23 protein-coding genes are annotated in these 25,640 nt (G+C 33.8%); 9 read left to right on the plus strand and 14 right to left on the minus strand.

Going from position 1 to position 25,640, the window contains the following annotated elements:
* The first annotated feature begins 53 nt into the window (after positions 1 to 53).
* The 4 genes from HYN86_RS03055 (at position 54) to HYN86_RS03070 (ending at position 4,225) form a co-directional block, all read left to right on the plus strand.
* Complete coding sequence (locus HYN86_RS03055) at positions 54 to 1,373, plus strand: GntP family permease (RefSeq protein WP_113676712.1); 1,320 nt, start codon at positions 54 to 56, stop codon at positions 1,371 to 1,373.
* A 4-nt stretch (positions 1,374 to 1,377) separates the two neighbouring features.
* Positions 1,378 to 1,845 carry a RidA family protein gene (locus tag HYN86_RS03060; RefSeq protein ID WP_113676713.1) on the plus strand — a complete coding sequence of 156 codons (468 nt, stop codon included), beginning with the start codon at positions 1,378 to 1,380 and terminating at the stop codon, positions 1,843 to 1,845.
* 205 nt (positions 1,846 to 2,050) lie between these two features.
* Positions 2,051 to 3,142, plus strand: coding sequence for a D-TA family PLP-dependent enzyme (locus HYN86_RS03065; RefSeq protein WP_113676714.1), 1,092 nt, complete (start codon positions 2,051 to 2,053; stop codon positions 3,140 to 3,142).
* A 12-nt stretch (positions 3,143 to 3,154) separates the two neighbouring features.
* Positions 3,155 to 4,225: a dipeptidase gene (locus HYN86_RS03070; RefSeq protein ID WP_113676715.1), complete on the plus strand. Its 1,071-nt coding sequence runs from the start codon at positions 3,155 to 3,157 to the stop codon at positions 4,223 to 4,225.
* Here HYN86_RS03070 and HYN86_RS03075 read toward each other — a convergent pair.
* Positions 4,222 to 4,998: a DeoR/GlpR family DNA-binding transcription regulator gene (locus tag HYN86_RS03075; protein WP_113676716.1), complete on the minus strand. Its 777-nt coding sequence runs from the start codon at positions 4,996 to 4,998 to the stop codon at positions 4,222 to 4,224. The genes HYN86_RS03070 and HYN86_RS03075 overlap by 4 nt on opposite strands.
* Before the next feature lie 158 nt (positions 4,999 to 5,156).
* On the opposite strand from HYN86_RS03075, the gene HYN86_RS03080 reads away from it, so the two are divergent.
* Positions 5,157 to 7,448 carry a family 20 glycosylhydrolase gene (locus HYN86_RS03080; protein ID WP_113676717.1) on the plus strand — a complete coding sequence of 764 codons (2,292 nt, stop codon included), beginning with the start codon at positions 5,157 to 5,159 and terminating at the stop codon, positions 7,446 to 7,448.
* A gap of 76 nt (positions 7,449 to 7,524) precedes the next feature.
* Here the strand turns inward: HYN86_RS03080 and HYN86_RS03085 are convergent, their stop codons facing one another.
* The 4 genes from HYN86_RS03085 to HYN86_RS03100 form a co-directional block, all read right to left on the minus strand.
* The gene (locus HYN86_RS03085; RefSeq protein ID WP_113676718.1) at positions 7,525 to 9,957 is read right to left on the minus strand and encodes a hypothetical protein; all 2,433 of its coding nucleotides are present in this window, start codon (positions 9,955 to 9,957) and stop codon (positions 7,525 to 7,527) included.
* A gap of 306 nt (positions 9,958 to 10,263) precedes the next feature.
* A complete protein-coding gene (locus HYN86_RS03090; RefSeq protein ID WP_113676719.1) occupies positions 10,264 to 11,010 on the minus strand; it encodes a succinate dehydrogenase/fumarate reductase iron-sulfur subunit in 747 nt (248 codons plus the stop codon).
* 52 nt (positions 11,011 to 11,062) lie between these two features.
* Entirely contained in the window at positions 11,063 to 13,063 is a 2,001-nt protein-coding gene (locus HYN86_RS03095; protein WP_113676720.1) for a fumarate reductase/succinate dehydrogenase flavoprotein subunit, read from the minus strand.
* 11 nt (positions 13,064 to 13,074) lie between these two features.
* The gene (locus tag HYN86_RS03100) at positions 13,075 to 13,740 is read right to left on the minus strand and encodes a succinate dehydrogenase cytochrome b subunit (RefSeq protein ID WP_113676721.1); all 666 of its coding nucleotides are present in this window, start codon (positions 13,738 to 13,740) and stop codon (positions 13,075 to 13,077) included.
* 356 nt (positions 13,741 to 14,096) lie between these two features.
* Between HYN86_RS03100 and HYN86_RS03105 the strand changes: the two genes are divergently transcribed.
* Positions 14,097 to 15,458, plus strand: a complete 1,362-nt coding sequence (locus HYN86_RS03105; RefSeq protein WP_113676722.1) for a hydroxymethylglutaryl-CoA synthase family protein — start codon at positions 14,097 to 14,099, stop codon at positions 15,456 to 15,458.
* A 547-nt stretch (positions 15,459 to 16,005) separates the two neighbouring features.
* Here HYN86_RS03105 and HYN86_RS03115 read toward each other — a convergent pair.
* From HYN86_RS03115 to HYN86_RS03145, 7 genes are all read right to left on the minus strand, one after another.
* Positions 16,006 to 16,377, minus strand: a complete 372-nt coding sequence (locus HYN86_RS03115) for a hypothetical protein (RefSeq protein ID WP_113676724.1) — start codon at positions 16,375 to 16,377, stop codon at positions 16,006 to 16,008.
* A 38-nt stretch (positions 16,378 to 16,415) separates the two neighbouring features.
* Positions 16,416 to 16,976 (minus strand): hypothetical protein, encoded by a 561-nt coding sequence (locus tag HYN86_RS03120; protein ID WP_113676725.1) that lies wholly within the window; start codon positions 16,974 to 16,976, stop codon positions 16,416 to 16,418.
* 19 nt (positions 16,977 to 16,995) lie between these two features.
* Entirely contained in the window at positions 16,996 to 17,436 is a 441-nt protein-coding gene (locus HYN86_RS03125) for a GNAT family N-acetyltransferase (RefSeq protein ID WP_113676726.1), read from the minus strand.
* A gap of 4 nt (positions 17,437 to 17,440) precedes the next feature.
* A complete protein-coding gene (locus HYN86_RS03130) occupies positions 17,441 to 17,818 on the minus strand; it encodes a nuclear transport factor 2 family protein (protein WP_113676727.1) in 378 nt (125 codons plus the stop codon).
* A gap of 33 nt (positions 17,819 to 17,851) precedes the next feature.
* Entirely contained in the window at positions 17,852 to 18,445 is a 594-nt protein-coding gene (locus HYN86_RS03135; RefSeq protein ID WP_113676728.1) for a hypothetical protein, read from the minus strand.
* Positions 18,442 to 19,782, minus strand: coding sequence for a polymer-forming cytoskeletal protein (locus HYN86_RS03140; protein ID WP_113679834.1), 1,341 nt, complete (start codon positions 19,780 to 19,782; stop codon positions 18,442 to 18,444). Before HYN86_RS03140 ends, HYN86_RS03135 begins: the two co-directional genes overlap by 4 nt.
* Positions 19,783 to 20,090: 308 nt before the next feature.
* Positions 20,091 to 21,434 carry a bactofilin family protein gene (locus tag HYN86_RS03145; protein ID WP_113676729.1) on the minus strand — a complete coding sequence of 448 codons (1,344 nt, stop codon included), beginning with the start codon at positions 21,432 to 21,434 and terminating at the stop codon, positions 20,091 to 20,093.
* Positions 21,435 to 22,142: 708 nt separating this feature from the next.
* Between HYN86_RS03145 and HYN86_RS03155 the strand changes: the two genes are divergently transcribed.
* Both HYN86_RS03155 and HYN86_RS03160 read left to right on the plus strand, forming a co-directional pair.
* Positions 22,143 to 23,435, plus strand: a complete 1,293-nt coding sequence (locus HYN86_RS03155; RefSeq protein ID WP_113676730.1) for an aminopeptidase P family protein — start codon at positions 22,143 to 22,145, stop codon at positions 23,433 to 23,435.
* Positions 23,436 to 23,626: 191 nt separating this feature from the next.
* A complete protein-coding gene (locus HYN86_RS03160) occupies positions 23,627 to 24,403 on the plus strand; it encodes an alpha/beta fold hydrolase (RefSeq protein ID WP_113676731.1) in 777 nt (258 codons plus the stop codon).
* A gap of 83 nt (positions 24,404 to 24,486) precedes the next feature.
* Here the strand turns inward: HYN86_RS03160 and HYN86_RS03165 are convergent, their stop codons facing one another.
* Complete coding sequence (locus HYN86_RS03165; protein ID WP_113676732.1) at positions 24,487 to 24,861, minus strand: hypothetical protein; 375 nt, start codon at positions 24,859 to 24,861, stop codon at positions 24,487 to 24,489.
* Between the two features lie 22 nt (positions 24,862 to 24,883).
* Positions 24,884 to 25,204 (minus strand): roadblock/LC7 domain-containing protein, encoded by a 321-nt coding sequence (locus HYN86_RS03170; protein ID WP_095928511.1) that lies wholly within the window; start codon positions 25,202 to 25,204, stop codon positions 24,884 to 24,886.
* A 288-nt stretch (positions 25,205 to 25,492) separates the two neighbouring features.
* Here HYN86_RS03170 and HYN86_RS20935 point away from each other — a divergent pair, with 288 nt between their 5' ends.
* Positions 25,493 to 25,636 (plus strand): hypothetical protein, encoded by a 144-nt coding sequence (locus HYN86_RS20935; protein WP_162789269.1) that lies wholly within the window; start codon positions 25,493 to 25,495, stop codon positions 25,634 to 25,636.
* The last annotated feature ends 4 nt before the right edge of the window (positions 25,637 to 25,640 follow it).

Genomic DNA, 25,640 nt, shown 5'->3' on the forward strand with positions numbered 1-25,640 from the left:
TATATTTGAAATTCCAACCACAATTATAACTAACTAAAAACCAATACAAAATCATGAGCATTCTTATACTCACAGCTTGCATTATTTTCTTGATTTTACAGATTGCTTGGTTTAAAATTAATCCGTTTATTGCCTTTATAATTACTTCACTTTTAGCCGCACTTTTTCTCGGTCTGCCCATCGAAACTATTTCACCTGTTTTACAAAAAGGTCTTGGTGAAATGCTTGGTTCCATAACATTAATTATTGTTTTCGGAACTTGCATTGGGAAACTTGCCGTTTCATCTGGAGCTGCGAAAGTAATTGCTAAGACGGTAATGAATTGGACAGGCAGAAAGTATGTTCGTTTAGGATTAATGATTACGGGTTTCATAATTGGAATTCCGCTTTTTTACAGCGTTGGTTTTGTTCTTTTGGTCCCGCTTATTTTTTCTGTCGCGCATCAATTTAAATTATCAAAAGTTTATTTAGGAATTCCAATGCTCGCTTCGCTTTCTGTTGCGCACGGTTTTCTTCCTCCCCATCCTTCGCCAATGGCATTAAGCAGTATTTTAAAAGCAGATATTGGCTTGGTTTTAATCTACGGAATCATAATTGCAATTCCGACCATCTTAATTGCTGGTTTATGGTTTTCAACTCGTTTTAAAAACATTAAAACAGAATCTGATCACGAAATTCTAAATGTTGAAGAAATAACGAACGAAGGCAAACTTCCAAGTTTTGGCTTGAGTTTATTCTCTGCCTTATTTCCCGTTTTCGGATTAACAATTACTTCTTTGCTTCCGTTAATTTCAAATAATGCGAAATTAATCTCAATATGTAAAATCATTGGAGACCCAAGCATAATTATGCTGCTTTCACTGCTTCTTTGCACCTATACTTTAGGAATTAAAATGAATAGAAGCATGTCTTCTGTAATGGATGATTATACACAGGCCATCAAAGACGTTGCTTTAATTGTGCTGATTGTTGGCGGTGCCGGCTGTCTCAAAGAAGTTATGATTGTAAGCGGAGTAAATGAAACTATCGTCGCCACATTAAACCAAGTTAATATTCACCCCTTCTTATTAGCTTGGTCTATGGCGGCGATTATTCGTGTTTGTGTGGGTTCTGCAACAGCTGCAGGATTAATGACTGCGAGCGTTTTATTACCTTTACTAAAAGCTAATGATCTCGACCCCAACCTCTTTGTACTTTCTGTTGGTGCTGGAAGTTTAATGTGTTCGCATGTAAACGATCCGAGTTTCTGGATGTTCAAAGAATATTTCAACATTAGTCTAAAAGACACTTTTAAATCCTGGACCGTAATGGAATCTTTGGTTTCTGTTTTAGGAATTGTATTTATTTTTATTTTAAACGCTTTAATACATTAAAATCATGAGTTTAAATCCACAAGAAAAATTCGAAAGTCTAGGTTTGTCACTTCCCCCTGCTCCACAGCCTTTAGGAATTTACAAACCCTATTTACTAGACGGCAAATACTTGTATCTTTCAGGACATGGACCTGTACAAGACGATAAATCTTTAATTATCGGACGTATTGGAGAAGATATGGATATCGAGGCAGGAAAATTAGCAGCAAGGCAAGTTGGACTAACAATGCTTTCTACAATCATAACCAATTTTGGGAGCTTAAGTAAAGTAAAAAGAGTGATCAAAGTGCTCGGAATGGTAAATTGCACATCTGATTTCTTAAAACATCCTTATGTAATTAATGGATGCAGCGAATTATTTGCAGAAGTTTGGGGACAAGAAAACGGAATCGGAGTAAGAAGTGCAGTCGGATTTGGGTCGCTTCCTGATAATATTCCTGTAGAAGTTGAAGCGCTTTTTGAATTGTATTAACCATTTAGTTTTTTTTTAAACACATAGAGACATAGTTTTTTGATGCTGGTTAAAGGCGTTTCACTTATTTAAACAAACATAGACTATGTGTAAATGATTTGTCATTTATTTCAATCTTTCCAATTAAGGAAATAAAAAACTATGTCTCTATGTGTTTAAAAATTATGTTCAATCTGATTACAATTAATTGCTAAAACCAAGATTTATGCAAAAGAACTGGTGGAAAATAAATTCCGAAACACTTATCGACACTCCGTTTTTAGCAGTTTACGAAGATCGAGTACGTCAAAATATCGAAAAGTTGATTTCTTATGTAAAAGGCGACACGCAGCGATTGCGTCCGCACATTAAAACACATAAAAATGCCGAAGTTTTAGAGCTTTTTAAAATTTACAACATCAAGAGAATAAAATGCGCTACAATAGCTGAAGCAGAACTTGCCGCAAATCAGCAGATCGAAGATATTCTTTTAGCGTATCAACCTGTTGGATTAAAAGCGGAAAGATGGATTTCATTAATTAAAAAATTTCCTGAAACTCATTTTTCAACTATTGCAGACAATCTGAAAACAGCATCAGATTTAAACGAAATTGCTAAAAGAAATAATCTCGTTCTTTCTGTTTATTTGGATTTAAATACAGGAATGAACCGAACTGGTTTTTCGATTTCAGAAAATTGGACTGGTTTAATTGATGCTATTTCACAATTAAAAAATCTTCAGTTTGAAGGAATTCATATTTATGACGGCCACATAAAAGGAACTGTTGAAGAAAGAAATTTAGAAGCTTCTAAGTCTTTTGAACAGATTATCAATAAAGCAGAAAACTTTAAAATTGTCGCTGGCGGTTCTAACACTTTTCCGTTTTATGCAGCGCAGGAAAATGTAGAGTGCAGTCCGGGAACTTTTGTTTTTTGGGATTCGAATTATCAAATTCATTTACCTGAACAAGATTTCAAACCTGCGTTAGTAATCGTTGGAACAATAATTTCTAAACCGACTAAAAATACATTTTGCGTAGATATTGGTTATAAAGCCGTTTCATCTGAAAATCCGATTGATAAAAGATTGTCCATTTTAAATGATGAAAACTTGATTCCAACCGCACATTCAGAAGAACATTTGATTCTTGAAAATAAAGGTCAAAACCAATATGAAATTGGCGATATTATTTATGCTGAACCTTATCATGTCTGCCCGACTGTTGCTTTGTACGATAATCTTCAGGCAGTAAACAAAAAACAGCAAATTTATGCGCAATGGCCAGTTGGTGCGCGAGTCCGAAAAAATACTATTTAAATTTTAAATGTTATGTTTATACTAGATGCCCACTTAGATCTCAGCATGAATGCGATGGAATGGAATCGAGATCTGAGAAACGATGTTCCGACTTTACGAAACTTAGAAAAAGGAATGACCGACAAACCAGATCGCGAACGTGCAACGGTTTCTTTTCCTGATCTCAGAAGAGGTAATATCGGAATTGTGGTCGCCACTCAAATTGCAAGATTTGTAAAACCTGATAGTATTATTCCAGGATGGAATTCTCCAGAACAAGCTTGGTCGCAAACGCAAGGTCAGCTTGCATGGTATAAAAGCATGGAAGAAGCTGGGCAAATGACACAGATTACAGATAAAAAATCGCTTTTAAATCATTTTAATTTATGGAATAACGGAACTCCAAATGATAATAAACCGATTGGATATATTTTGAGTTTGGAAGGAGCAGATTCTATAATCGATATTTCTTATTTAGAAAAAGCCTATAATTACGGATTGAGAGTTGTTGGCCCCGCACATTATGGTCCAGGCCGATATGCAAACGGAACTGATGCAACTGGAAAAATGAATCAAAATGGCATCGAATTATTGAAAGAAATGGAGCGTTTAAATATTATTCTCGATGCAACGCATTTGTGCGACGATGCTTTTTGGCAAGCCTTGGATCATTTTAATGGTGCGGTTTGGGCAAGTCACAACAATTGCAGAGCTTTGGTTGATCATAATAGGCAATACAGTGATGAAATGATCAAAGCTTTAATTTCAAAACGAGCAGTTATTGGCGGCGCTTTAGATGCTTGGATGATGGTTCCAAATTGGGAAAGAGGAATTTCTGATCCAAAAAAAATGAATTGCAGCTTAGAAACTGCTTTCAAACACATGGATCACATTTGCCAGCTTGCGGGAAATACAAATCATATCGGAATTGGTTCTGATTTGGATGGCGCTTTTGGAACAGAACAATGTCCGTATGATTTAGACACGATTGCTGATTTACAAAAACTGGTTTTAATTTTTAAAAATCACGGTTATTCCGATGAAGATTTAAAGAAAATTTTTCATCAAAATTGGATTGATTTTTTAGTAAAACATTGGGATTAGATCACAATAAGACTCGGAACGGCGCTTTTGTATTTCTGTAATTTTTCGTGATTGGGTTCTTCTTCGGTAATTACATAATTCAGTTCAGATAAATTAGCAATTTTCATTTTAAGAACTGTATTTAATTTTTCTGTAATAGTCAAAACTGCCGTTTTTTTAGAAGCTTGAATCATTGCTTTTTTTACCTGAACGGTTTCCCAATCAGAATCTGAATAACCGCCGTCTACGTCTAAAGCATTTGTTCCTAAAACCAAAAGATCTGCTTTTATATTGGCCAATTGATGAAAAGCTTCTCCGCTCACACACATCTGACTGTAAGAGGAAATGCTTCCGCCAATCATAATTGTTTTAATATTGGGTTTGTCTAAAAGCTGAACCGCTGTTAAAGCCGTAATCGTAAAAACAGTTAAATTAAGATCGTTTGGAATTAATCGGATGAATTCACGAATGGTAGTTCCTCCATCAACAATTAAAACCATTCCGTCATGAAGAAGTCCAACTGCTTTTTGAGCAATAACCTGTTTGGCTTCGACTGCATAAGTCTGGTTCGATGAAGAATAGTGATATCCTTTGGTCATGGCGCCACCTTTAACTTTAATTAAAAGTGCGTCAGCGTCAAGTTCATTAATATCACGGCGAACAGTATCTTCGGAAACACCAAGTTTAGCAGAAAGAGTTTCAAAACTCACACGTGTGTGCAAATTGATCTCTTTTAGAATATGATTTTTACGTTCTTCTTTACTGTAATTTAAAACTTCATTTTCAGTGCTCATGCCGATTGTTTTTTTCTAATTACAAAAATAAACATTTCATTAAATAATTCATCGAAACCAAAAGCCGTATTGACAATAAAAATTTTCAATAAATTAGTTTTAAAAGCATTTCGATGTATTTCAGACTGTTTTTAATCAAAATCTAAAGTTTTTCTACTATGAAAAAATTCCTTTTTTTATTTTTTGCTCTTTCTTTTTTAAATGGAAAAGCACAAAACTCCCAACAAAACATTTCTATTATTCCTGCTCCAAATTTGTACAAATTAACTGGAGACAGCATTTGGATAAATGGAAAAGTTCAAGTTAATTTTAAAAACAAAAATTATAGTGAAAAGGAATTAAAATCGGCTAAAATTTTAGAATCAGCATTGAATGCAAAAGCCAATTCGAAAAAATCGAATCTAAAAATTGAATTTGATTCCAGCAAAAATCTTTCGTCAAAAGAAGGATATAAAATTGAAATTACTTCGAATAAAATTACAATTACGGGTCAAGAAGAAGGACTTTTTTATGCCGTTCAATCTTTATTGCAGCTTCTTCCAAACAAAATTTCAAAAGAAATCAAACTTCCTTGTCTAATTATTGAAGATCAACCCCGATATTCTTACCGAGGCCTGCATTTAGACGTCTGCCGTCATTTTTTCTCTGTTGCTGTCATAAAAGATTTTATCAGACAAATGTCTAGCTATAAATTAAATAATTTTCATTGGCATTTAACTGACGATCAGGGATGGAGAATAGAAATAAAAAAATATCCAAAACTAACCGACATAGGTACAAAAAGAGCTCAGACTTTAGTTGGAAATAAATTCGAAAGAACTCCTTTTTTCTTTGACGGAAATCCATACGGAGGATTTTACACTCAGGAAGAAATTAAAGATGTTGTCAAATTTGCCCAAGAAAATTACGTAAATGTTATTCCAGAAATCGAAATGCCAGGACATGCTTCGGCGGCGGTTACAGCTTATCCAAATTTGGCTTGTTTCCCTGATCGCAATTATAAGGTTGTAGAATCTTGGGGCATTTTTGAAGATGTTTTCTGCGCAGGAAAAGAGGAAACTTTTACATTCTTAGAAGATGTTTTAACTGAAGTTATGGCATTATTTCCAAGTAAAAACATTCATGTTGGCGGAGATGAATGTCCAAAAACAAGATGGAAAATTTGTCCAAATTGTCAAAAACGAATCAAAGATTTAGGTTTAAAAGACGAGCATGAACTGCAAAGTTATTTCATTAAAAGAATTGAAAAATTCCTGAATGCTAATGGAAGACAGATTTTTGGCTGGGATGAAATTCTCGAAGGAGGATTGGCTCCAAACGCGGCGGTGATGTCTTGGAGAGGAGAATCTGGCGGAATTCATGCCGCAAAACTGAAACATCCTGTTGTGATGACTCCAGAAGGCACGGTTTATTTTGATTACAATCAAGGTTATTCACCAAACGAACCTCTTACAGTGGGAAGATTGAGTACTTTAGAAAAAGTATACAACTACAACCCAACTCCGGTTGACAGTTTAACGGTTGAAGAACAAAAATATATTATTGGAGTTCAGGCAAATCTTTGGTCAGAATATTTAACCAGTCCTGCGAAATTAAACTACATGCTTTACCCTAGAATTTTCGCTTTGGCTGAAATAGCATGGACAGAAACTCCAAATAAAAATTACAGTCATTTTATTCAAAATCAACTTCCGCATCATTTAGAAAAACTAGAATTAGAAAATCGATTATATAAAGTTCCGACGCCATTTGGCGCAGAAGAAACAGCTTTAATTGCATCAAAATATATTTTAGATTTAAAACCAACTATAAAAAACGGAAAGATCTTTTATACAATTGACGGTTATAATCCTGATGAAACGGCAGAATTGTATCAAAATCCAGTGACGATAAATATTCCAAAAGGAGAATATCGAATCATCAAAACGATTCAAATCAGCGAAAGCGGCAAAAGAAGTTCTATTAATAAAATCATAGTTCGAAATCCAGATTTGAAATCAGCCTTGGCCATTCAGCCTAAGAAAAATGGATTGCAATATGAATATTATACAGGAACATTTAAACAAGTGCTGGATTTGGAACTTTCAAAACCTGCAGCGACAGGAATTTTTGAAGGCAAAATCAGCGTTGAAAAATGGAAAACAAAATTAGAACGTTATATCGGCTTAAAATTTAACGGATACATGTTTATACCTGAAACTGGAAACTATACTTTTTCGACCCTTTCAGACGACGGATCAAAGCTTTTTATAGACAATGAATTAATTGTTGATAATGACGGCATTCATTGGGCAAATGAAGCTTACGGAGTGGTTAAACTAGAAAAAGGTTTTCATAAAATCAACATCAGTTATTTTGACTTAACCGGCGGTACAATTTTAAATTGTTTTATTCAAAAAGAAGGGAAAAACAAAGAAGAAATTACAGCATCGCAGTTATTTTATGAATAAATAAAAAACACTTAATTAACTAAAAAAGGAAAGGCTGTTATTATTAACAGCCTTTCCTTTTTTATATAGAACAGAATTATCTTCTACCTCTGAAACCACCGCCCCTAAAACCGCCGCCACCAAATTGGCCTCCGTTATTTCTAAAATTGCTGTTGTTTCTAAAGTTTTGGAAATTTTGATTTCTCACTTCACCCTCCGATCTGGAATTTTCAAAATGATCCAGATCTCTTGTTACATTTTGTTTACCCGCTTCACCTAACGGTTTCTCTGGTCTGCCCAATGTCTGATCGGCTTTTGGAAAATTATCTGCACGATCGCCAAGACGATTGTTCTCTCCTAAAGATTTATTAGCCAATCCCGGTTCTCTATCTTTTTTCGGTAAATTATTGAGATCTGGTTTATCAGCTTTACGCTGCGATCCGCCGAGAGTTCCGGCTTGAGTCCAGCCTCCATTTCCATTATTATAATGACTCCAATTGCCATTTTGGTCTCTTTTATAAATATGTCCGTCATGTCCTGCGTACATATTATTATTAGTATGAATAGTTGTTCCGCCGCCTCTTCTATGCGTGATAACACCTTTATTTCCACCAGAAGTTTCATACCCAACCGCGGTGCCTCGTCTTGTAGTGACATGTCCAGTTTGAACCCAATCACGTCCGTTTGTCGCAGCCGAATGACCCCATTGCGCATAAGCATTATGTCCCTGAATAGTTTGCCCGTAATTTCCTGTCCACGGATTATAAGTATTGGCCGCTGTCCTGCCTCCATACCAGCCTTGCACGCTTGCCGAACGCCCGTACCTGCCAGTGGCCGGATTATACCAAGCAGATGTTCCAGCAGCACCGTAAGGTCCGTAAACCCTTCTTCCGGCTGCCCAGCCACCTGTCCACGGATTATAAACGGCTCCCGCTCCATAGGTACATGGCCATGGTCGATAAATTGGATACAATCCTCCGTAGTAATAATAAGGCGGGTAGTAATATCCTGTACCATAAGTTAAAATTGCACCAACAGTTGCTCCTATTATAAAGGCTCCAAAATAACCTGCAGTTGTATTACTTTCTACAGTTGTATCGGTCACATTGGTTTGTGTAACATATGTTACATTATAAACAGGCGAAGTTGGCGGAATGGTATAAATTTCTTTAGGAACAGAATTTGTCACTTTCCAAGGTCCGTTTGGACTTGTAGACATAAACCAAACAGCTTGAAAACACAAATAATACATATCACCTACTCTTATGACTTTTTCCTGCGTATTGCTGGCATACTGCATTTTTGTCCCTTCGATTGGTTTAAATTGAGGCGTACCATCATAAACCACTTTTGCTTTTGCTTCTGCATCTGCTTTGTTTACAATTGCAGTTGTGGGTACCTGCGCTAACATTACGGCATCTTTTGCTTCCTGAGTTCCAGGAACAGAAGCCAAAACACTCGCTCTTGGAGAATCTTTTGGAATTTTGGCAAAATCTTCAGGAAGATTATTCCCTGCATAACTCCATGGTCCGTCCAAGCTCTTAGAACCAAACCATCTGCCTGATAAAAGCACATAATATTGCCCCTGCGCTTCATTGGCAAAAACATCATTTTCAGTATTATCAATATATAATAATTGGGTGCCTGGTATTTTTTCAAATTTTGGAGGACCGTTTACCAAGATTAATTCAGCAGGTACTTTGCTAAAGAAAACATTCGGCACAGTACCTGATTCCGGAGGCGGAATCATTTTTTTAACTTCGTCGAAATTTTGTCCCGACGGCAGATTTTTCAAGCCATCTGGAAGTTTTGTTGCTTTTGTCCATTTACCATCAAGTTTCTTAGAGCTCAGCCAAATATTCTCTGCAAGTAAATAATAATCACTTGTACTTTTATCAAAAAACAAATCCCAATTTGTATTTACCACATACTGAATCTCTGATTTTTCTACAGGAACCAAAACAGGTTCCCCCTGAACAATTAGCAATATTGCTGGACTTGAGCTGTAAAAAATTGGAGGCGGATTATTTTGCGCAGCAATTCCTTTCGCAGGACTTGTTGTTTTATCTAAATCAGCTAAAATACGATCCACAGAAACGGGATCACCTCCTTTCGGAAGTGTTTCTTTAAACAGCTTTTCCATTTCGGGAATCTTTTTTTCATCCAAAGCTGGAAAACGAACATCGGTCACTTTAATATCTTTCAAGAAAACACTTCGGCTGTCTTTATCTACTAAAGTTGACGCCTGTAAAGATGCAACGCCTAAAACTTGCTTTCCATCTTTGGGAGTTAATGAAAAGGCTAATCTTGCTTTAATTTCCTTGTGATCATCCCAGCTGTCAACCTGAGGCTGATAATAAACGAGTTTTGTCCCATTATTTGTTGTCTCTCGCGGCCAGCCATTATCAGCAATATCTGTAGAATCCTTTTGATCAGCCACAGCCATTTTTTGATCATCGACATCTTTCTCTTTTTTACAAGATAAAAGAATGTAGGTGAAGCAGGTAATTAGTATTAAAATCTTTTTCATAAATATTAGAATTAGATTACTTTATTATTGAAACTTTATCTTTTTTATTTCTCAAAACAACAAGTGGAAAAAAGTAAACCTTTTCCACTGTAAATCTGTTGGTTAAAATTAGACTTTGACTTATAAAAAATCAAAAATTGAGAATGCTAGTTGGTTTCAAATTATAAAATGCTACAAAAAAAACTGCACCATGATAAAAATTACTACTCTAAAATACTTGACCGAAAAAAGATTGACATTTAAATAGATCACAAAAAAAACGCATTCAAAATGAATGCGTTTTTTACTATAGTAATTGGATTTTTATTATCCTTTCAAACTTGCTGCTAAATACTCACGGTTCATACGTGCGATATTTTCAAGAGAAATTCCTTTTGGACATTCGATTTCACAAGCTCCTGTGTTAGTACAGTTACCAAAACCTTCGTGATCCATTTGGTGAACCATGTTTAAAACACGGTCAACTGCTTCAACTTTACCTTGTGGCAATAGTGCATATTGAGAAACTTTCGCAGCAACGAATAACATAGCCGATGAGTTTTTACAAGTTGCAACACATGCTCCACAACCAATACATGCTGCAGCATCGAATGATTTGTCTGCATCGTCTTTGTTAACCGGAATTGTATTTGCATCAATTGTATTTCCTGAAGTGTTTACCGAGATAAATCCTCCTGCGTGTTGAATTCTGTCAAAAGAACTTCTATCAACAACTAAATCTTTAATTACAGGGAAAGCTTTTGCTCTAAATGGCTCGATAAAAATTGTATCTCCATCTTTAAACATACGCATGTGTAATTGACAAGTTGTAACACCTCTGTCTGGTCCATGTGCTTCTCCATTAATGAATAATGAACACATTCCGCAGATTCCTTCACGACAATCGTGGTCAAATGCTACAGGCTCTTCTCCTCTATTGATCAATTGTTCGTTAAGAACATCAAGCATTTCAAGGAAAGACATATCTGGTTCGATTCCGTCGATTGGGTATTCAACGATTCCCCCTTTATCTTGGGCGTTTTTTTGACGCCATATTTTTAATGTAAGTTTCATTTTGTATAAGTATTAAGTATTAAGAAATAAGTATCAAGACTTTTTTCAAATACTATTTATAGCTTCTTTGAACTAATTTAATGTTTTCGTAATTAAGAGGTTCTTTGTGTAATACGGCGTCACTTGGTTTTCCTTTGTATTCCCAAGCGGCAACGTATGCAAAGTTTTCGTCGTCACGAAGTGCTTCTCCTTCTTCTGTTTGGTATTCCTCACGGAAATGACCTCCACAAGATTCGTTACGGTGTAAAGCATCTTTCGCGAACAATTCTCCTAATTCTAGGAAATCGGCAACACGAGTCGCTTTTTCTAATTCCTGATTAAATTCGTTAGCGCTTCCAGGAACTTTTACATCTCTATAAAACTCTTCACGTAAAGCAGCAATTTCTTCGATAGCTTCAGTTAAACCTTTAGCATTACGAGCCATACCTACTTTATCCCACATGATTTTTCCAAGTTTTTTATGGAAATAATCTACAGAATGTTTTCCGTTATTATTGATAAATCTGTCGATTTGATCTTTTACATTTTTCTCAGCTTCAACAAATTCTGGTAAGTCTGTAGAAATTTCTCCCATTTTAATATCTGGAGCTAAATAATCTCCGATAGTATATGGCAATACGAAATATCCATCAGCTAATCCCTGCATCAAAGCAGAAGCTCCAAGTCTGTTTGCTCCGTGGTCAGAGAAGTTAGACTCTCCAATTGAGAAACATCCAGGAATTGTAGTCATTAAGTTGTAATCAACCCAAGTTCCACCCATTGTGTAGTGAACCGCTGGGTAAATCATCATTGGTGTTACATAAGGATCTTCGTCAACAATTTTCAAGTACATTTGGAATAAGTTTCCGTATTTACTTTTTACAATTGCAGTTCCTAATTTAGTAACTAAAGCTGCATCATTAGCATCTAAACCTTTTACGTAAGCTTCTTCCGTTCCGTAACGTTTGATCGCTGCTGCGAAATCTAAGTAAACTGCTTCTCCAGTTTTGTTAACTCCAAAACCAGCATCACATCTTTCTTTAGCGGCACGAGACGCAACGTCACGAGGTACAAGGTTACCAAATGCAGGATATCTTCTTTCTAAGAAATAATCTCTCTCAGATTCAGATAAATCAGTCGCTTTTTTTCTTCCTTCACGAATTGCCTGAGCATCTTCTAATTTTGCAGGAACCCAAATACGACCGTCATTACGTAACGATTCAGACATCAAAGTCAATTTTGACTGGTGATCTCCAGAAACCGGGATACATGTTGGGTGAATTTGCGTGTAGCAAGGATTTGCGAAAAACGCTCCTTTTTTATGAATTTTCCAAGCTGCTGTTGCGTTACTTCCCATAGCATTTGTTGAAAGGAAAAATACGTTTCCGTATCCTCCAGAACCAATTACTACTGCGTGAGCAGAATGTCTTTCTATTTCTCCAGTGATTAAGTTACGAGCGATAATACCTCTCGCTTTTCCGTCAACAATTACTAAATCCAGCATTTCGTGACGATTGTACATTTTAATTTTTCCACGACCAATCTGACGGTTCATTGCAGAATAAGCTCCTAACAATAATTGCTGTCCAGTTTGTCCTTGTGCATAAAATGTACGAGAAACCAAAGTTCCTCCAAAAGAACGGTTATCTAAAAGTCCGCCATATTCACGAGCCAATGGCACCCCTTGAGCCACACACTGGTCAATAATATTAGCAGAAACTTCAGCCAAACGGTGAACGTTTGCCTCACGTGCACGGTAGTCACCTCCTTTTACAGTATCGTAGAACAATCTGTAAACCGAGTCACCATCACCTTTATAATTTTTTGCTGCGTTGATACCCCCTTGTGCTGCAATAGAGTGCGCACGACGTGGTGAATCTTGGAAGCAAAATGCTTTTACGTTATATCCTAACTCCGCTAGAGTAGCCGCAGCAGAACCTCCAGCCAAACCTGTACCAACTACGATAATATCTAAATTACGTTTGTTAGCAGGGTTTACTAAATTAATATGATCTTTATAATTTGTCCATTTGTCCGCTATAGGACCATTTGGAATTTTTGAATCTAATGCCATTATAATTGATATTAATTATTGAAATGATGAAATAATGCGATAATTACGAAAGCGGCAGGAACAACAACTGCGAACCAGTAACCTACTTTTGCTAAAAATCTTGAATATTTGTTGTGCATCCCCATTGATTGAAGAGAAGATGCGAACCCGTGCCATAAGTGGAATCCTAAAAGGACAAAAGACACGCAGTATAATCCTGTACGGATTGGATCGTGAAATTTATGAACTAACTCCCCATAATACCTTGTAGCGTTTGGTACTTCTCCTGCTATATATTTATAGTTAACTTCAGGAAACCAAAAATCATAAAAATGCAATCCTAAGAATGCCAAGATAACCAATCCAGAAATAATCATATTTCTAGAACTCCAAGAAGCATTTGCCGCTCCGTTGTATTTTGCATACGCAATTGGTCTTGCTGCGCTGTTTTGAGCTGTTAGAACAAATCCCATAACGAAATGGAAAATTACCCCGAAAGCCAAAACTGGCTGCATTACATATTGTATCAGCGGATTGTATCCCATAAAGTGAGAAGCTTCGTTAAAAACATCTTCACTAAGAATAGAAATAAAATTTAAGGAAACATGCAGCGCTAAAAACGTGATTAAGAATATTCCCGAAAGAGCCATAGCCACTTTCTTTAAGATGGAAGCATTCAACTGTGCAGATTGTGCCATAAGTGTTTAAGTAGTTTGTTTTAAAAAATTAAGCAAAAATAACTCAATTACAAAAGAACTACAACCATTTCGCTGTTATTTATAATGATTTTAAAATAGCATCGTTCTACGTATTTTTACGTATAAAAAATATACTGCTAAAAAATAATTCACTATAACAATTCTCAAATCACTGCTTTCTAAGCAATATGGAGAAAATTCAACTCTAAGTAGATTATCGAAAATTATCATATTGTTATTTTATTCAAAGTTTTGATTTGTTTTCTTTAAAAGTTTCACTCCGCATAAATTTTGTCTGAGTAAAAAATTGTCATTCCACAACATAGTTTTACCTTTAGCGGCTCAAAAAAATAAGAATGAAAACAGGAATTGATGCTATTTCTTTTGACGTAGCAAACATACATTTACCCATAAAAACTTTGGCCATTGCCAGAAATATTGAACCAGAAAAATTAGAAAAAGGTCTTGGATTACTGAAAATGACTTTCCCAGACGTACATCAGGATGCTGTTGTTTTTGGAGCAAACGCTTTAACTAAACTTATTACCGACAACAAAATTAACTTAAACGAAATAAGCAGAATCTATGTTGGTACCGAAAGCGGTATTGACAGTTCTAAACCAATTGCTTCTTATTTGATTAATTTAATGGAGCAGAAATTTGGCGAAGATTCATTAGCAGAATGCGATGTTGTCGATTTTACTTTTGCCTGTATTGGCGGTGTAGACGCATTACAAAACTGTATTGATTTTGTAAAATTAAACCCAGCTAAAAAAGCCATTGTAGTTACAACTGATTTTGCAAAATATGATTTAAACTCTGGCGGAGAATATACTCAAGGTGCTGGAGCCGTAGCGATGTTAGTAACTGCAAACCCAAGAATTATTGCTTTTGATGACAATTGGGCAACGAGTACAAAAGGTGTTTTTGACTTCTTTAAACCTTACAGAACTATTTCTAAAGAAGAAATTACTCAAAACACCAATAACGATTCTTGGTTTGATAATTTAGAAGCCGAAATCGAAATCCATAAAGACCAGCCCGTTTTTGACGGTCAATATTCTAACCAATGTTATATGGATCGCACGCGAAATGCGTATTTTTCATTCAAAAAATTAAAAAATACAACCGAAACTCTTTATAACACTTGGCATAGTATCGTGATGCACTTGCCGTATTCTTTCCAAGGAAGAAGAATGTTATCTGAAATTTATGCTTTAGACAGCACTGAAAAAATTATTGCTGATGATATTGCTCCTGCAGATTATCAGACAAAAATTAAAGAAGTGGCAAAATCTGATGATTACAGAAGTTTTGTAACTGAGAAATTACAACCCGCAGAATTGGCTTCATCGTTAATTGGAAATCTCTATACCGGTTCTATTTTCATGGGATTGTTGTCGACTTTGGCTCATTTTTACGACACCAATAAAGAAGTCGCCGGAACTAAATTTGGATTCCTGGCTTACGGAAGCGGATCGAAATCTAAAGTTTTTGAAGGAACAATTCAGCCAGAATGGAAATCAGCTTTGGCAAATGTGAAACTTTTTGAAAATTTAGCTGATAGCGTAGAAATTGATTTTAACACTTATGAAAGTCTTCACAAAAAAGAACAAAAACAAAGCATAAGAACTCCAAAACAAGAATGGATTTTAGACAGAATCGAAAAAGAAATTCCTGTTTTAATTGGGGCTCGTTATTATAGATGGGTGGAATAAATTTTTAAATTCCAATTTTTTATCCCGAGACTTCGGGACCAAATTCCAATAGAAAACCGAAGTATTTTACTTCGGCTTTTTTTATTTTATAGATATCGTTTGTCATTTCGACTGAAAGGAGAAATCACACTAGAAACTCTACAAAGATTGGCGATTTTGCATATCGAATCACTAGTGTGATTTCTCCTTTCAGTCGAAATGACAAGATTGAATAAAAAATCTTTGTCAAAGTTTAAAACTTTGACAAAGGTCGAAATAGAAAACATTCTCTAATTATCAAATTGACTAATTTTCTAATTAAAACCTCAATCCTTCTTATGCTGTTCGGTATAATTTTGATTTCCTTTAATTCGGGTATCTTCGGTATGCATTTCGTTTGCCATTCCTAGCATAAAGGCTGTAATTACTATTATAAATTTTCTTTTTATCCAATGAAGAAGTGGTCGCTTAGATTGCTCCAAGCGAGAATTTTTATTTTGTTTATACATTTTGAAAATGATAAATGATTAGACATTATTGTATCATCTGTGCTCAGAAATAAATTTCCTTAAGCGGTGTATAAACTTTTCCCGAAATGTTTTGAAATGATAATTTCATTTATAAAAACAGATTGATTTATAAATGAAATTAGTTTTTGATGAAGCAGATTTTGCAGTTTCTGCAGTTTTTTAATTTGAAAAGTAAAGGCATTTTTTGTTTTAAGAAAATTTAAAACAATTGAGAATCTCGTTTTATTCCAAGAAGCAACTTGTACGAACTTGTATAAACGAGAGCTTTTAAGATTTAATTCTCTTCTTAAAACTACAAATGAAGACTCGTAATATTCTGCCGATTTAGATTGAGAATATAAAGTACCATCGCCCGCAATCACAACAAAAGTCAGAAAGAGTACAATTAAGTATTTTATATGTTTTTTCAATCTTTTAAGTTTTAGATTTTAGAACGAAAATACGATATTTATTCATTCAGCACTTTTGGGGTTTCATTCTTATAGAGAAACAATCCCAATCCTAAAACAAAAACCAGACAGCTCAAAACCATCAAAATTCCATTTTTCAAGGCAAAAAAAGAAATTCCAACAGCGACAGAACCAACAATTACCATTAAAGATTTTAGAGTTTCGGTCTTCATATAAGCAAATGCATGCAAAGCCAAACCAAGAAAAAGCAAAGACGGACCAACGGCCACAAATGGATAAAAAATAAATGGTGAATTACTGATATGCTGGCTTAGCTGTTCTTTTGCAATTTCATTATTTCCGTAACTTGACATAATAAAATCGATTGTGCAAAGTCCGATATGAGCAATAACACCTAAAGTTGTCAGTGCAGAAGCGACAGAATTTATTTTATTTTTAGGAAATACGTCATTAAACGACAACAAAAAACAAGCTCCAATTAAATTAAACCAATGCGCAAAATCTATTGAGTCGCTAAAACTTGGCAAAAGTTTGGAAAAGAATAAATAACTGATTAGAAAAAACACTAATCCGATCAAGCAACGTTTTTTTGTATTCATAGTTTGTTTTCTCAACTTTTTATTGTTTATAAATCGTAAACTTATTATGACTCAAAGTAAAACCTAGATTTTCATAAATCGCAACGTTCTCTATTCGTTTTTTATTTGTTGTGACTTCAATACTTTTTAGATCATTTTGAACAGCAAAATTCTTGATTTCATTGATTAATAAATGTCCGACGCCTTGACCTCGGTATTTTTGATGAATGAAAAACTCCTGAATCTCACCAACCAATCCGCAATGATGGAGAAGATTTTGAGTATGAAAACTAATAAAACCTAAACCTTCATTTTCATTTTCAGCAATTAGATAAAGATTTTTTGGGTTTGAGATATTTTCATTGAAAATTTCTTCGAAAACCTTAAAATCTAAAACTTCATTTTCGAGTTCGCAAATTGCTTTGTAGACGAAGTCGAAGTCGTGATTTTCTACTTTTCTAATGTTTACTTTTAGATTCATAACTCTAACTAATATCAGTCAGTTTTACAATCTTATCGTCCAAGAATTGAAAAATCGATTTTCCCTTCATATTCAATTCCTGACCTGCTTTTAATCCGTTTGGAAAATCTATTGCAAGAACTGCATAATAATCAATATCGATTATTGCTGTAATTTCATCTTGTATTAGTGATGTAATGGTTTGTTTTCTTGCCGAAAAATATTCTTTCCCTTTTTCGGCCTGAGATGTAAATTCTTTTATTCCATTCAAAGTCAGGTTGACTTCGCCATTTTGAATGTTTTCAAAAATAACCGATTCATCAAAATCAGCAATCATTTTATTGATATCAAATTGATTATACCCTTCGATATAATTTTGGATTATTTTTTCTTTGTTGATCATGGTATTTTTTATTAAATGCTTTTAGAAATCAAATTATCTGCTATTGTCTTCCAAATCAATCAGCCACTCAATTCTAATGTATTGAGTACTAAATTTTTTCAAAAAATCACTTCTATCGGTTATTATAGCAGATCCAGTATTTCCAATTTCTTCCTTTACAATTTTTGCTGCGTGTTCCATTCCTTCCCAATCTTGTGCTATCAAATCAAAAATAATGTTATTTGTTTTTGATAACACAGAATATAATGAAATTAGCTTTCTAGGATTTCCTGGCAACCTGTTAACATTTGTTTTTTTATTAATCCAATCAATTTCATAAATCTTATTGACAAATTTACTTTTGGGATTAGCATTTTTCCTTAGATATTCTCCAACCGTGGTAGGAAAAAATCGATATCTAAATTCTGATTCTTTAAAATGTTTTACAAAAGTATGCGGTTTGTTGATAGTAACATTTTGATGTTTTTCTTTTCCAGCAAAAATTGCAATAAGTTTTTCTTCAACATCGCAAGATGCAATATGATTTTCAAGATGAATTAAAACAAAATCACCTTCTCTAACTTCAAAAGGCGGTATAAAATATTTATCTGTTTTTATTCCTTTACTTTCAATTAGTAGCTCTTTCATTTCTCAAGTCTTTCAAATTTATTTTTATATTTCTGAACATACTTAGCCCATTCCTCTTTATGCGTTTCATTATCATAAACAGAAGCTGCATAATCTGCCGTTTCTTGGCTAAAATGATTTCCAAAAATGGTATCCAGATATTCTATTCCAAAGTCGATTGCTTGTTTTAAAACCTCCAATTTATCAATTCCACTTGCTTTACAAGCTTTATCAAGCCATAAGCCTTTTCCAATTTTTACATAATCTTCTAAAAGACTTTTGGTGATAAATTTAGACGGAACATCATTAATATCAGGTTCATGTCTTCCGTTTTTAAAAACTAACAGAATCAATTCTTCAGAATAATATTCCTCTGGAATTAATCTCAACATTGTGCCATTTTCTGCAGCTTTAAAAGAAAGTTCTTTTGTAATAAATTCATCTGGAATAACCTGAATTGCAAAACCATCTTTACTGACTAATCTTTCGCAGAGTTCGTATCTTATTAAATCCTGATCAATAAATGGCAGAGCGTGAAAGGTTTTACTCAATGCCAAATTACAAAGTTCTTCGGTTTTAAATTCCTTCGGAACGAGTTTTAGATTTCTATAATTTTCTGAAACACGATTATGCCAATATTCGTAAGTTTTGACTGGCGGATTATTCTGTTTTAAAACCAATTCGCCTATTGCCAAATCTCTTTCCAATTCTTCAAAAGTTTCAATTAACGGATTATCGAGTAATTTTCGGAGTTCGTTTGACATAATTTCGTCTCCCGTCTCATCATCATATTCGCATTCATTTTTAGGATCAATTTCATCTCGATCATTATAATAAAACAGCTCATTTTTTCTTTCTTCAAATGTTGTATTGTGATCTGTTACAATAAAAACCGGAGCTTCAATTAAACCTGTACAATTAAAACTACCATGATTATAATAAGCCATTACCGCTTCCTTTGCTGTAATTTTCCCTTTTATTTCAACATTAGCACCACCAAGTAAAAGACTTTGACAATTTACATTTCCGTTAATAAAAACATACGGGCCATAATCGCCTTCTGCATTAATAATTGAACCGCCAACAGAAAAGTTTCCATCTATAAAAATGCCTTCAATTCTTATTTCTTCTATCTTTTTAGCTGGGAGATTTAGCAAATTTGCAAGCCATTTTTTCTCTTTCTCTTCATAAAGATCTAAATAAAAATTGCCATCAAAATTTACATCTTCGTCTGCAATGAGAAAAAAATCTTCATTTTCCCAATCTTCAAAATAATCGAATTTTTCATCTTCTGTTAAAAAAGGATATTTTGTTTTGATTTCGGCTATTGTGATTAATTTGAAATTGGAAGTTTGCATTTTATTGATATTAATCGAAGTTGATTTTTTGAATATCAAGATTACACAATTCTAAATTCAAAACCAATTCGATAGTCAGAAAAATTGTATTTTTATTCTTGAAGCTTTTGAAGAAAATAAAAAGCTTTATTAAAAATTAGTTGAAGCAGAAAAATAGAAAGCTGCTCTTTTGGAGAAGTTGCTGAGTGAGAAAAAACAATTTCTATGAATAATATATTTATAAAAAAACCGAAGTTTTTATTGGCTTCGGTTTTTTTGTGATTATTATTGAGTTTTAATGTTTAACTGCATAATCTACTTTACAGATTTTACAAATATTCATTCAACCCAAGTGGTTCAAATTTCTGTCTGTATTTTTGAACATATTTATTCCATTCCTTTTGATCTTTATAAACAGAAAAAGCATATTCAACCGTTTCTTTACTAAAATGATTTCCAAAAATGTTGTCCAAATATTGAATCCCCGAATCGATTACTGTTTTTAAAATTAATAATTTATCTATTTCTTTTATTTCACAGACTTTGTCAAATCGTAAACTTCCTCCAATTTTAATATATTCGACTAATAAATTTTTTGTAATAAATTGAGAATATACATCATTGAGATCCGGTTCATACTTACCATTTTTAAACACTAGCAAAATCATTTCTTCTGACCAAAATCTAATTGGAATACGTTTAAGCAGGAAACCATTCTGCGTCGCTATACAACAAATTTCTTTTGTAACAAATTTATCAGGTATTACGCAAATTGCATTTCCATTTTTTTTGACTAGACTTTCACAAAGCTCTGGTGTAATAAATTCTTTACTAACATAGTGCAATGCATTATAATTAATATTTAACGCCAACTCACACAATTTTTTCGTTTTATATTGAGAAGGAACAAATTTTAAATCTTCGTAGTTAGACAAAACCCTATTGTGCCAATAATCATCATTTTTAGCCGGAGAATTACTTGCCTTTAAAAGCAATTCGCCTTTTGTTAATTCAGAGCTTATTTCTTCAAAAGTTTCAATTAACGGATTATCTAGTAATTTTCGGAGTTCGTTCGACATAATTTCGTCTCCCGTCTCATCATCATATTCGCATTCATTTTTAGGATCAATTTCATCTCGATCATTATAATAAAACAGCTCATTTTTTCTTTCTGCAAATCTTGTATCATGATTGTCAACAATAAAAACAGGAGAATTAATCACCCCTAAACATCGTAAACTACCAAAATGATAATCCGTCATAACAATTTCTTTTGCTACAATATTTCCTTTTATCTTAACATGTCCCCCACCCAACAACATACTTTGGCAATTAACGTTTCCGCCAATAAAAACATATGAACCATATTCTCCATAAACATTAACTATACAGCCACTAACTGAAAAATCTCCACTTACAAAAACGCCTACTATATTTAAACCCTCTACCTTTTTAACCGCAAGTTTTAATGACTTTGCGAGCCATTTTTTTTCTTCGTTTTCATAAAGATCCAAACAAAAATTCCCTTCAAAATAAGCATTTCCGTCAGATACAAGAAAAAAATCTTCATCTCTCCAATCTTCAAAACAATCGAACTTTTCATCTTCAATTAAAAAAGGATATTTAGTTTTTATTTCGGCTATTGTTGCTAATATGAAATTTGAAGTCTGCATTTAATTAGTATTAATCAAAGTTGATTTTTTGAATATCAAGATTACGTAATTCTAAATTCAAAATCAAATAATAGTCAGAAAAGTTGTATTTTTTTATCCTTAAAGCTTTTGAAGAGAATAAAAAACTTTACCAACTGTTAATTCAAGCTAAAAAAGAGAAAGTGGCGTTTTTGGAAAACTTATTGGACAAGAAATAGAAATCTATTTATAAAAGAAAAAACCGAAGTTTTGAAATTTCAAAGCTTCGGTTTTTTTATGCTCATAGTTTTGTCATTCTGATGAGCGAAGACACGAGCGATAGTGAACTAGCGAAGCAATCACACTAGAAATTCCGCAATCAAAATCGCCAATCTTTGTAGAGTTACAAGTGTGATTCTTCGTTCCTCAGAATGACAAACTTTGTGTTTATCAATCTTTGTAGAGTTACTTGCGGAGATTTCTCGTTCCTCGAAATGACAAAATTGGGTAAATACTTTGCGTTGATCCTTCGACTTCGCTCAGGAAGACAAAACAGAACTTAAACTTTGTGTTCTTTCATTGCGTTCTTTGCGAAAAACCTTCGTTTACTTTGCGTTAAAAAAAACTTCACAACTTAGCATCTTCGTGGCAACCCCCTAAAACAAATAAGAAAACTTTAATAATTCAACTATATGTCACTTCTTCAAAAATCACTAATTTTGAAATTCGAAGTTCAAAAACGAAATAATTATGAAATATCATCAAATAAACAGCGCTCTTTTTGTAAAAAACCGCAGAAAATTTACGGCAGAAATGAAACCTAATTCGGTTGCCGTTTTCAACTCTAATGACATTTACCCAATTAGTGCCGACAGTACTTTACCGTTTGCACAACATAGAGATATTTTTTACCTGAGCGGTGTTGATCAGGAAGAAAGCGTTTTGCTTTTGTTTCCAGATGCGCCTTATGAGCACCAAAGAGAAATTCTTTTTTTAAGAGAAACCAACGATCATATTGCAGTTTGGGAAGGTGAAAAACTGACTAAGGAACGTGCTTTTCAGGTTTCTGGAATTAGAACAGTTTATTGGTTACAAGATTTTCATAAGGTTTTGAACGAAATGATGACGTACGCAGATACGATGTACATCAACACCAACGAACATTACCGCGCAACAGTTGAAACTGAAACTCGCGAAGCTCGTTTTGTAAAATGGTGGAAAGAGCGTTACCCTGCGCATAATGTTGCGAAAAGCAACCCAATTTTGCAGCGCATTCGTTCTGTAAAAGAAAGCGAAGAAATCGATTTGATTCAGCACGCCTGCGATATTACAGAAAAAGGTTTCCGCAGATTATTAGGGTTCGTGAAACCAAATGTTACTGAATATGAAATCGAAGCTGAATTAGCACACGAATTTATCCGTAACCGCTCTAAAGGTTTTGCTTATACGCCAATTATTGCTTCTGGAAATAATGCGAATGTTTTACATTACATCGAAAATAATCAGCAATGTAAAGCCGGCGATTTGATCTTACTAGACGTTGCTGCTGAATATGCAAACTATTCAAGCGATATGACGAGAACGATTCCAGTTTCTGGTAAATTTTCTGAAAGACAAAAAGCAGTTTACAATGCCGTTTTGAGAGTTAAAAACGAAGCTACAAAAATGTTGACTCCAGGAACACTTTGGAAACAATATCATATTGAAGTTGGCAAAATTATGACTTCTGAATTACTTGGTTTAGGCTTATTAGACAAAGCTGATGTTCAGAATGAAAATCCAGAATGGCCTGCTTATAAAAAATATTTCATGCACGGAACTTCTCACCACATGGGATTGGACACGCACGATTACGGATTGCTGCACGAGCCAATGAAAGCAAATATGGTCTTTACGGTTGAGCCGGGAATTTATATTCCTGCAGAAAAATTCGGAATTCGTTTGGAGGATAATGTCGTAGTTCAGGAAAAAGGAGAACCTTTTAACTTAATGAGAAACATTCCAGTGGAAGTTGACGAAATCGAAACTTTGATGAATTCTTAAAAGAGAAAAGAAAACAGATTATAGAATAAAGATAGACGGCTTTCAGAAATGAAGGCCGTTTTATTTACTAAGAAGTTTAGTTGATCCAAAACTAAACCGATTAAACATTATTTTTAACTCAAATGAACTTATAATTTCTTAGATGGTTGTACCTTTTTTATCTTTGTACTTTACACTTAAAAAACATTATTTTGGAAAATATTCTTTATAAAAACACTAAGATCTCTTTTACTGATTCAGGAAAGGGAAATACAATAGTTTTTCTTCACGGCTTTCTGGAAAACAAAAAAATGTGGACAGAATATGCTGCCTTTTTTTCAGAAAAATATCGTGTTGTAACCATCGATTTATTAGGTCACGGCGAATCTGATTCTTTGGGTTACGTTCACGAAATGGAAGAAAATGCCCAAGCAGTTAACGAAGTTTTAGAACATTTAAAAATTGAAAAAACTACAATTGTCGGACATTCGATGGGCGGTTATGTCGCTTTGGCTTTCGCCGAATTATATCCGCAGAAAATCCAAAAATTAGTTTTACAGAATTCATCTTCTAAAGAAGATAACGCTGAGAAAAAACTAAATAGAACCCGCGCCATAAAAGCGGTAAAACAGAATTATGTTAGTTTTGTTAGTTTAGCAATCGCTAATTTATTCAGTGAAAACAATAGAACTAGATTGTCTGAAGAAATTGAAAAAGTAAAAGCTGAAGCTTTACAAACTCCTTTACAAGGAATTGTCGCGTCGCTTGAAGGAATGAAAATACGAAAAGACAGAGAATGGCTTTTAAAAGAAAACCGTTTTCCTCTTTTATTAATTTTAGGAAAAAAAGATCCAGTTTTAAATTACGAAGAAAATCTTGCACAGATAGAAGACACCACAGCAGAACTGGTTTCTTTTGAAGATGGACACATGAGCCACATTGAAAATAAGGAAGCTTTGAAAACTGTTTTGATAGATTTCTTCGAATAATTTTAAACTTTACAAAATCAAAAAAGGCCATTTCCAACCGAGGTTGAAATTGCCTTTTTCTCATTTTTGGGGGCAAAATGTTTTTATAACTTTGAAGTAATATCTTTTTTGTATTTAGATAAAGTAGCTCTTGTTAAGCCAAGGTTTGCTTTAGTTGAGTCTACAGCTAAATAGATAAAATATCTTCCGTCTTCAGAAACGTCGATAATATGTATTTGATCTGAAAGCGTAATTAAAATATCATTGATTTTTTGGTCTAATCCTAAAGCTTTAATAGCGTTTAGCTTTGCTTTAACTACTTCTAAATTGTAAGCAGATGCTAATTCTGGATCAAAATCAGGATTTACAGTTAGTGAGCAGTAAGACATTCCTGTTTCAACTTCAGTTACCGAAACAGCAATAAATCCGTTAACATTCTCTTTTAAATCGTTTTGAAAATTTTGTAAAAAATCTGACATGTTTATAAATATTGGTTTTAAATTAATTATTAAAAATAGAGTCCATTTTTCGAAGTAATAGCCCCATTTTACTTAAATCTTTAGAAAGCAACGCGATACAATTATCATCTTGATTTTTGCTTGCAACTACAATTCCGTCATTATTCTTAATCATTACTTGTTTAAGATCTCCGTTGTTAACGTCTTCAGACATTTCGAGGCACATTTTCAAGATCATTCCGATCATCGCAGCAACATTCCCATCGTATTCTAAATTAACCGACTCGTTTAAGATTCCATCAATATTAAAACTCAATCCAGATTCTGCTCCAGTCTCTTCTACTAGTGTTTGTAAATCAATCATATTCTTTTATTTGTCATGTTTTGGAAGCGTCAAAGATATTTCAATATTAACAATTGGGCGATAAACACTTGTTAAAAAAAGAAGAGATATAAACTCCTGAATCACTTTTATTTATCGCCTAATTAATCGTCTTTTTTTGCATAAAATCTTTAAAAAAAATTAACATAAAAAACATATTATATCAAAATCGTAACATTTCATTTGATAAAACTCAATTCTAAAATTAACATTTAGAGATTGTTGTACTACCCCAAAGTTTTTACATAAATTTGCAGAAAATATATTCAAATGAAAACTGTTGACGAATTACGCTTTGACCTAAATGTAAAACTGGAGAAATTTAGAAGATTTCGTATTGAAAACGGAAACATCAATACTACAAACTCTGATGGCAAAACCAAAAAAGGCTTCTTCAAAAAAATATTTAGCTAATAGC

The organism is Flavobacterium fluviale (assembly GCF_003312915.1).
GTDB classification, from domain to species: domain Bacteria; phylum Bacteroidota; class Bacteroidia; order Flavobacteriales; family Flavobacteriaceae; genus Flavobacterium; species Flavobacterium fluviale.

What these genes read in the sequence shown, in the direction of transcription:
- HYN86_RS03055 (WP_113676712.1), top strand. Translation starts at nt 54, where the DNA reads ATGAGCATTCTTATACTCACAGCTTGCATTATTTTCTTGATTTTACAG.
- HYN86_RS03060 (WP_113676713.1), top strand. Translation starts at nt 1,378, where the DNA reads ATGAGTTTAAATCCACAAGAAAAATTCGAAAGTCTAGGTTTGTCACTT.
- HYN86_RS03065 (WP_113676714.1), top strand. Translation starts at nt 2,051, where the DNA reads ATGCAAAAGAACTGGTGGAAAATAAATTCCGAAACACTTATCGACACT.
- HYN86_RS03070 (WP_113676715.1), top strand. Translation starts at nt 3,155, where the DNA reads ATGTTTATACTAGATGCCCACTTAGATCTCAGCATGAATGCGATGGAA.
- HYN86_RS03075 (WP_113676716.1), bottom strand. Translation starts at nt 4,998, where the DNA reads ATGAGCACTGAAAATGAAGTTTTAAATTACAGTAAAGAAGAACGTAAA.
- HYN86_RS03080 (WP_113676717.1), top strand. Translation starts at nt 5,157, where the DNA reads ATGAAAAAATTCCTTTTTTTATTTTTTGCTCTTTCTTTTTTAAATGGA.
- HYN86_RS03085 (WP_113676718.1), bottom strand. Translation starts at nt 9,957, where the DNA reads ATGAAAAAGATTTTAATACTAATTACCTGCTTCACCTACATTCTTTTA.
- HYN86_RS03090 (WP_113676719.1), bottom strand. Translation starts at nt 11,010, where the DNA reads ATGAAACTTACATTAAAAATATGGCGTCAAAAAAACGCCCAAGATAAA.
- HYN86_RS03095 (WP_113676720.1), bottom strand. Translation starts at nt 13,063, where the DNA reads ATGGCATTAGATTCAAAAATTCCAAATGGTCCTATAGCGGACAAATGG.
- HYN86_RS03100 (WP_113676721.1), bottom strand. Translation starts at nt 13,740, where the DNA reads ATGGCACAATCTGCACAGTTGAATGCTTCCATCTTAAAGAAAGTGGCT.
- HYN86_RS03105 (WP_113676722.1), top strand. Translation starts at nt 14,097, where the DNA reads ATGAAAACAGGAATTGATGCTATTTCTTTTGACGTAGCAAACATACAT.
- HYN86_RS03120 (WP_113676725.1), bottom strand. Translation starts at nt 16,976, where the DNA reads ATGAATACAAAAAAACGTTGCTTGATCGGATTAGTGTTTTTTCTAATC.
- HYN86_RS03125 (WP_113676726.1), bottom strand. Translation starts at nt 17,436, where the DNA reads ATGAATCTAAAAGTAAACATTAGAAAAGTAGAAAATCACGACTTCGAC.
- HYN86_RS03130 (WP_113676727.1), bottom strand. Translation starts at nt 17,818, where the DNA reads ATGATCAACAAAGAAAAAATAATCCAAAATTATATCGAAGGGTATAAT.
- HYN86_RS03135 (WP_113676728.1), bottom strand. Translation starts at nt 18,445, where the DNA reads ATGAAAGAGCTACTAATTGAAAGTAAAGGAATAAAAACAGATAAATAT.
- HYN86_RS03140 (WP_113679834.1), bottom strand. Translation starts at nt 19,782, where the DNA reads ATGCAAACTTCCAATTTCAAATTAATCACAATAGCCGAAATCAAAACA.
- HYN86_RS03145 (WP_113676729.1), bottom strand. Translation starts at nt 21,434, where the DNA reads ATGCAGACTTCAAATTTCATATTAGCAACAATAGCCGAAATAAAAACT.
- HYN86_RS03155 (WP_113676730.1), top strand. Translation starts at nt 22,143, where the DNA reads ATGAAATATCATCAAATAAACAGCGCTCTTTTTGTAAAAAACCGCAGA.
- HYN86_RS03165 (WP_113676732.1), bottom strand. Translation starts at nt 24,861, where the DNA reads ATGTCAGATTTTTTACAAAATTTTCAAAACGATTTAAAAGAGAATGTT.
- HYN86_RS03170 (WP_095928511.1), bottom strand. Translation starts at nt 25,204, where the DNA reads ATGATTGATTTACAAACACTAGTAGAAGAGACTGGAGCAGAATCTGGA.
- HYN86_RS20935 (WP_162789269.1), top strand. Translation starts at nt 25,493, where the DNA reads ATGAAAACTGTTGACGAATTACGCTTTGACCTAAATGTAAAACTGGAG.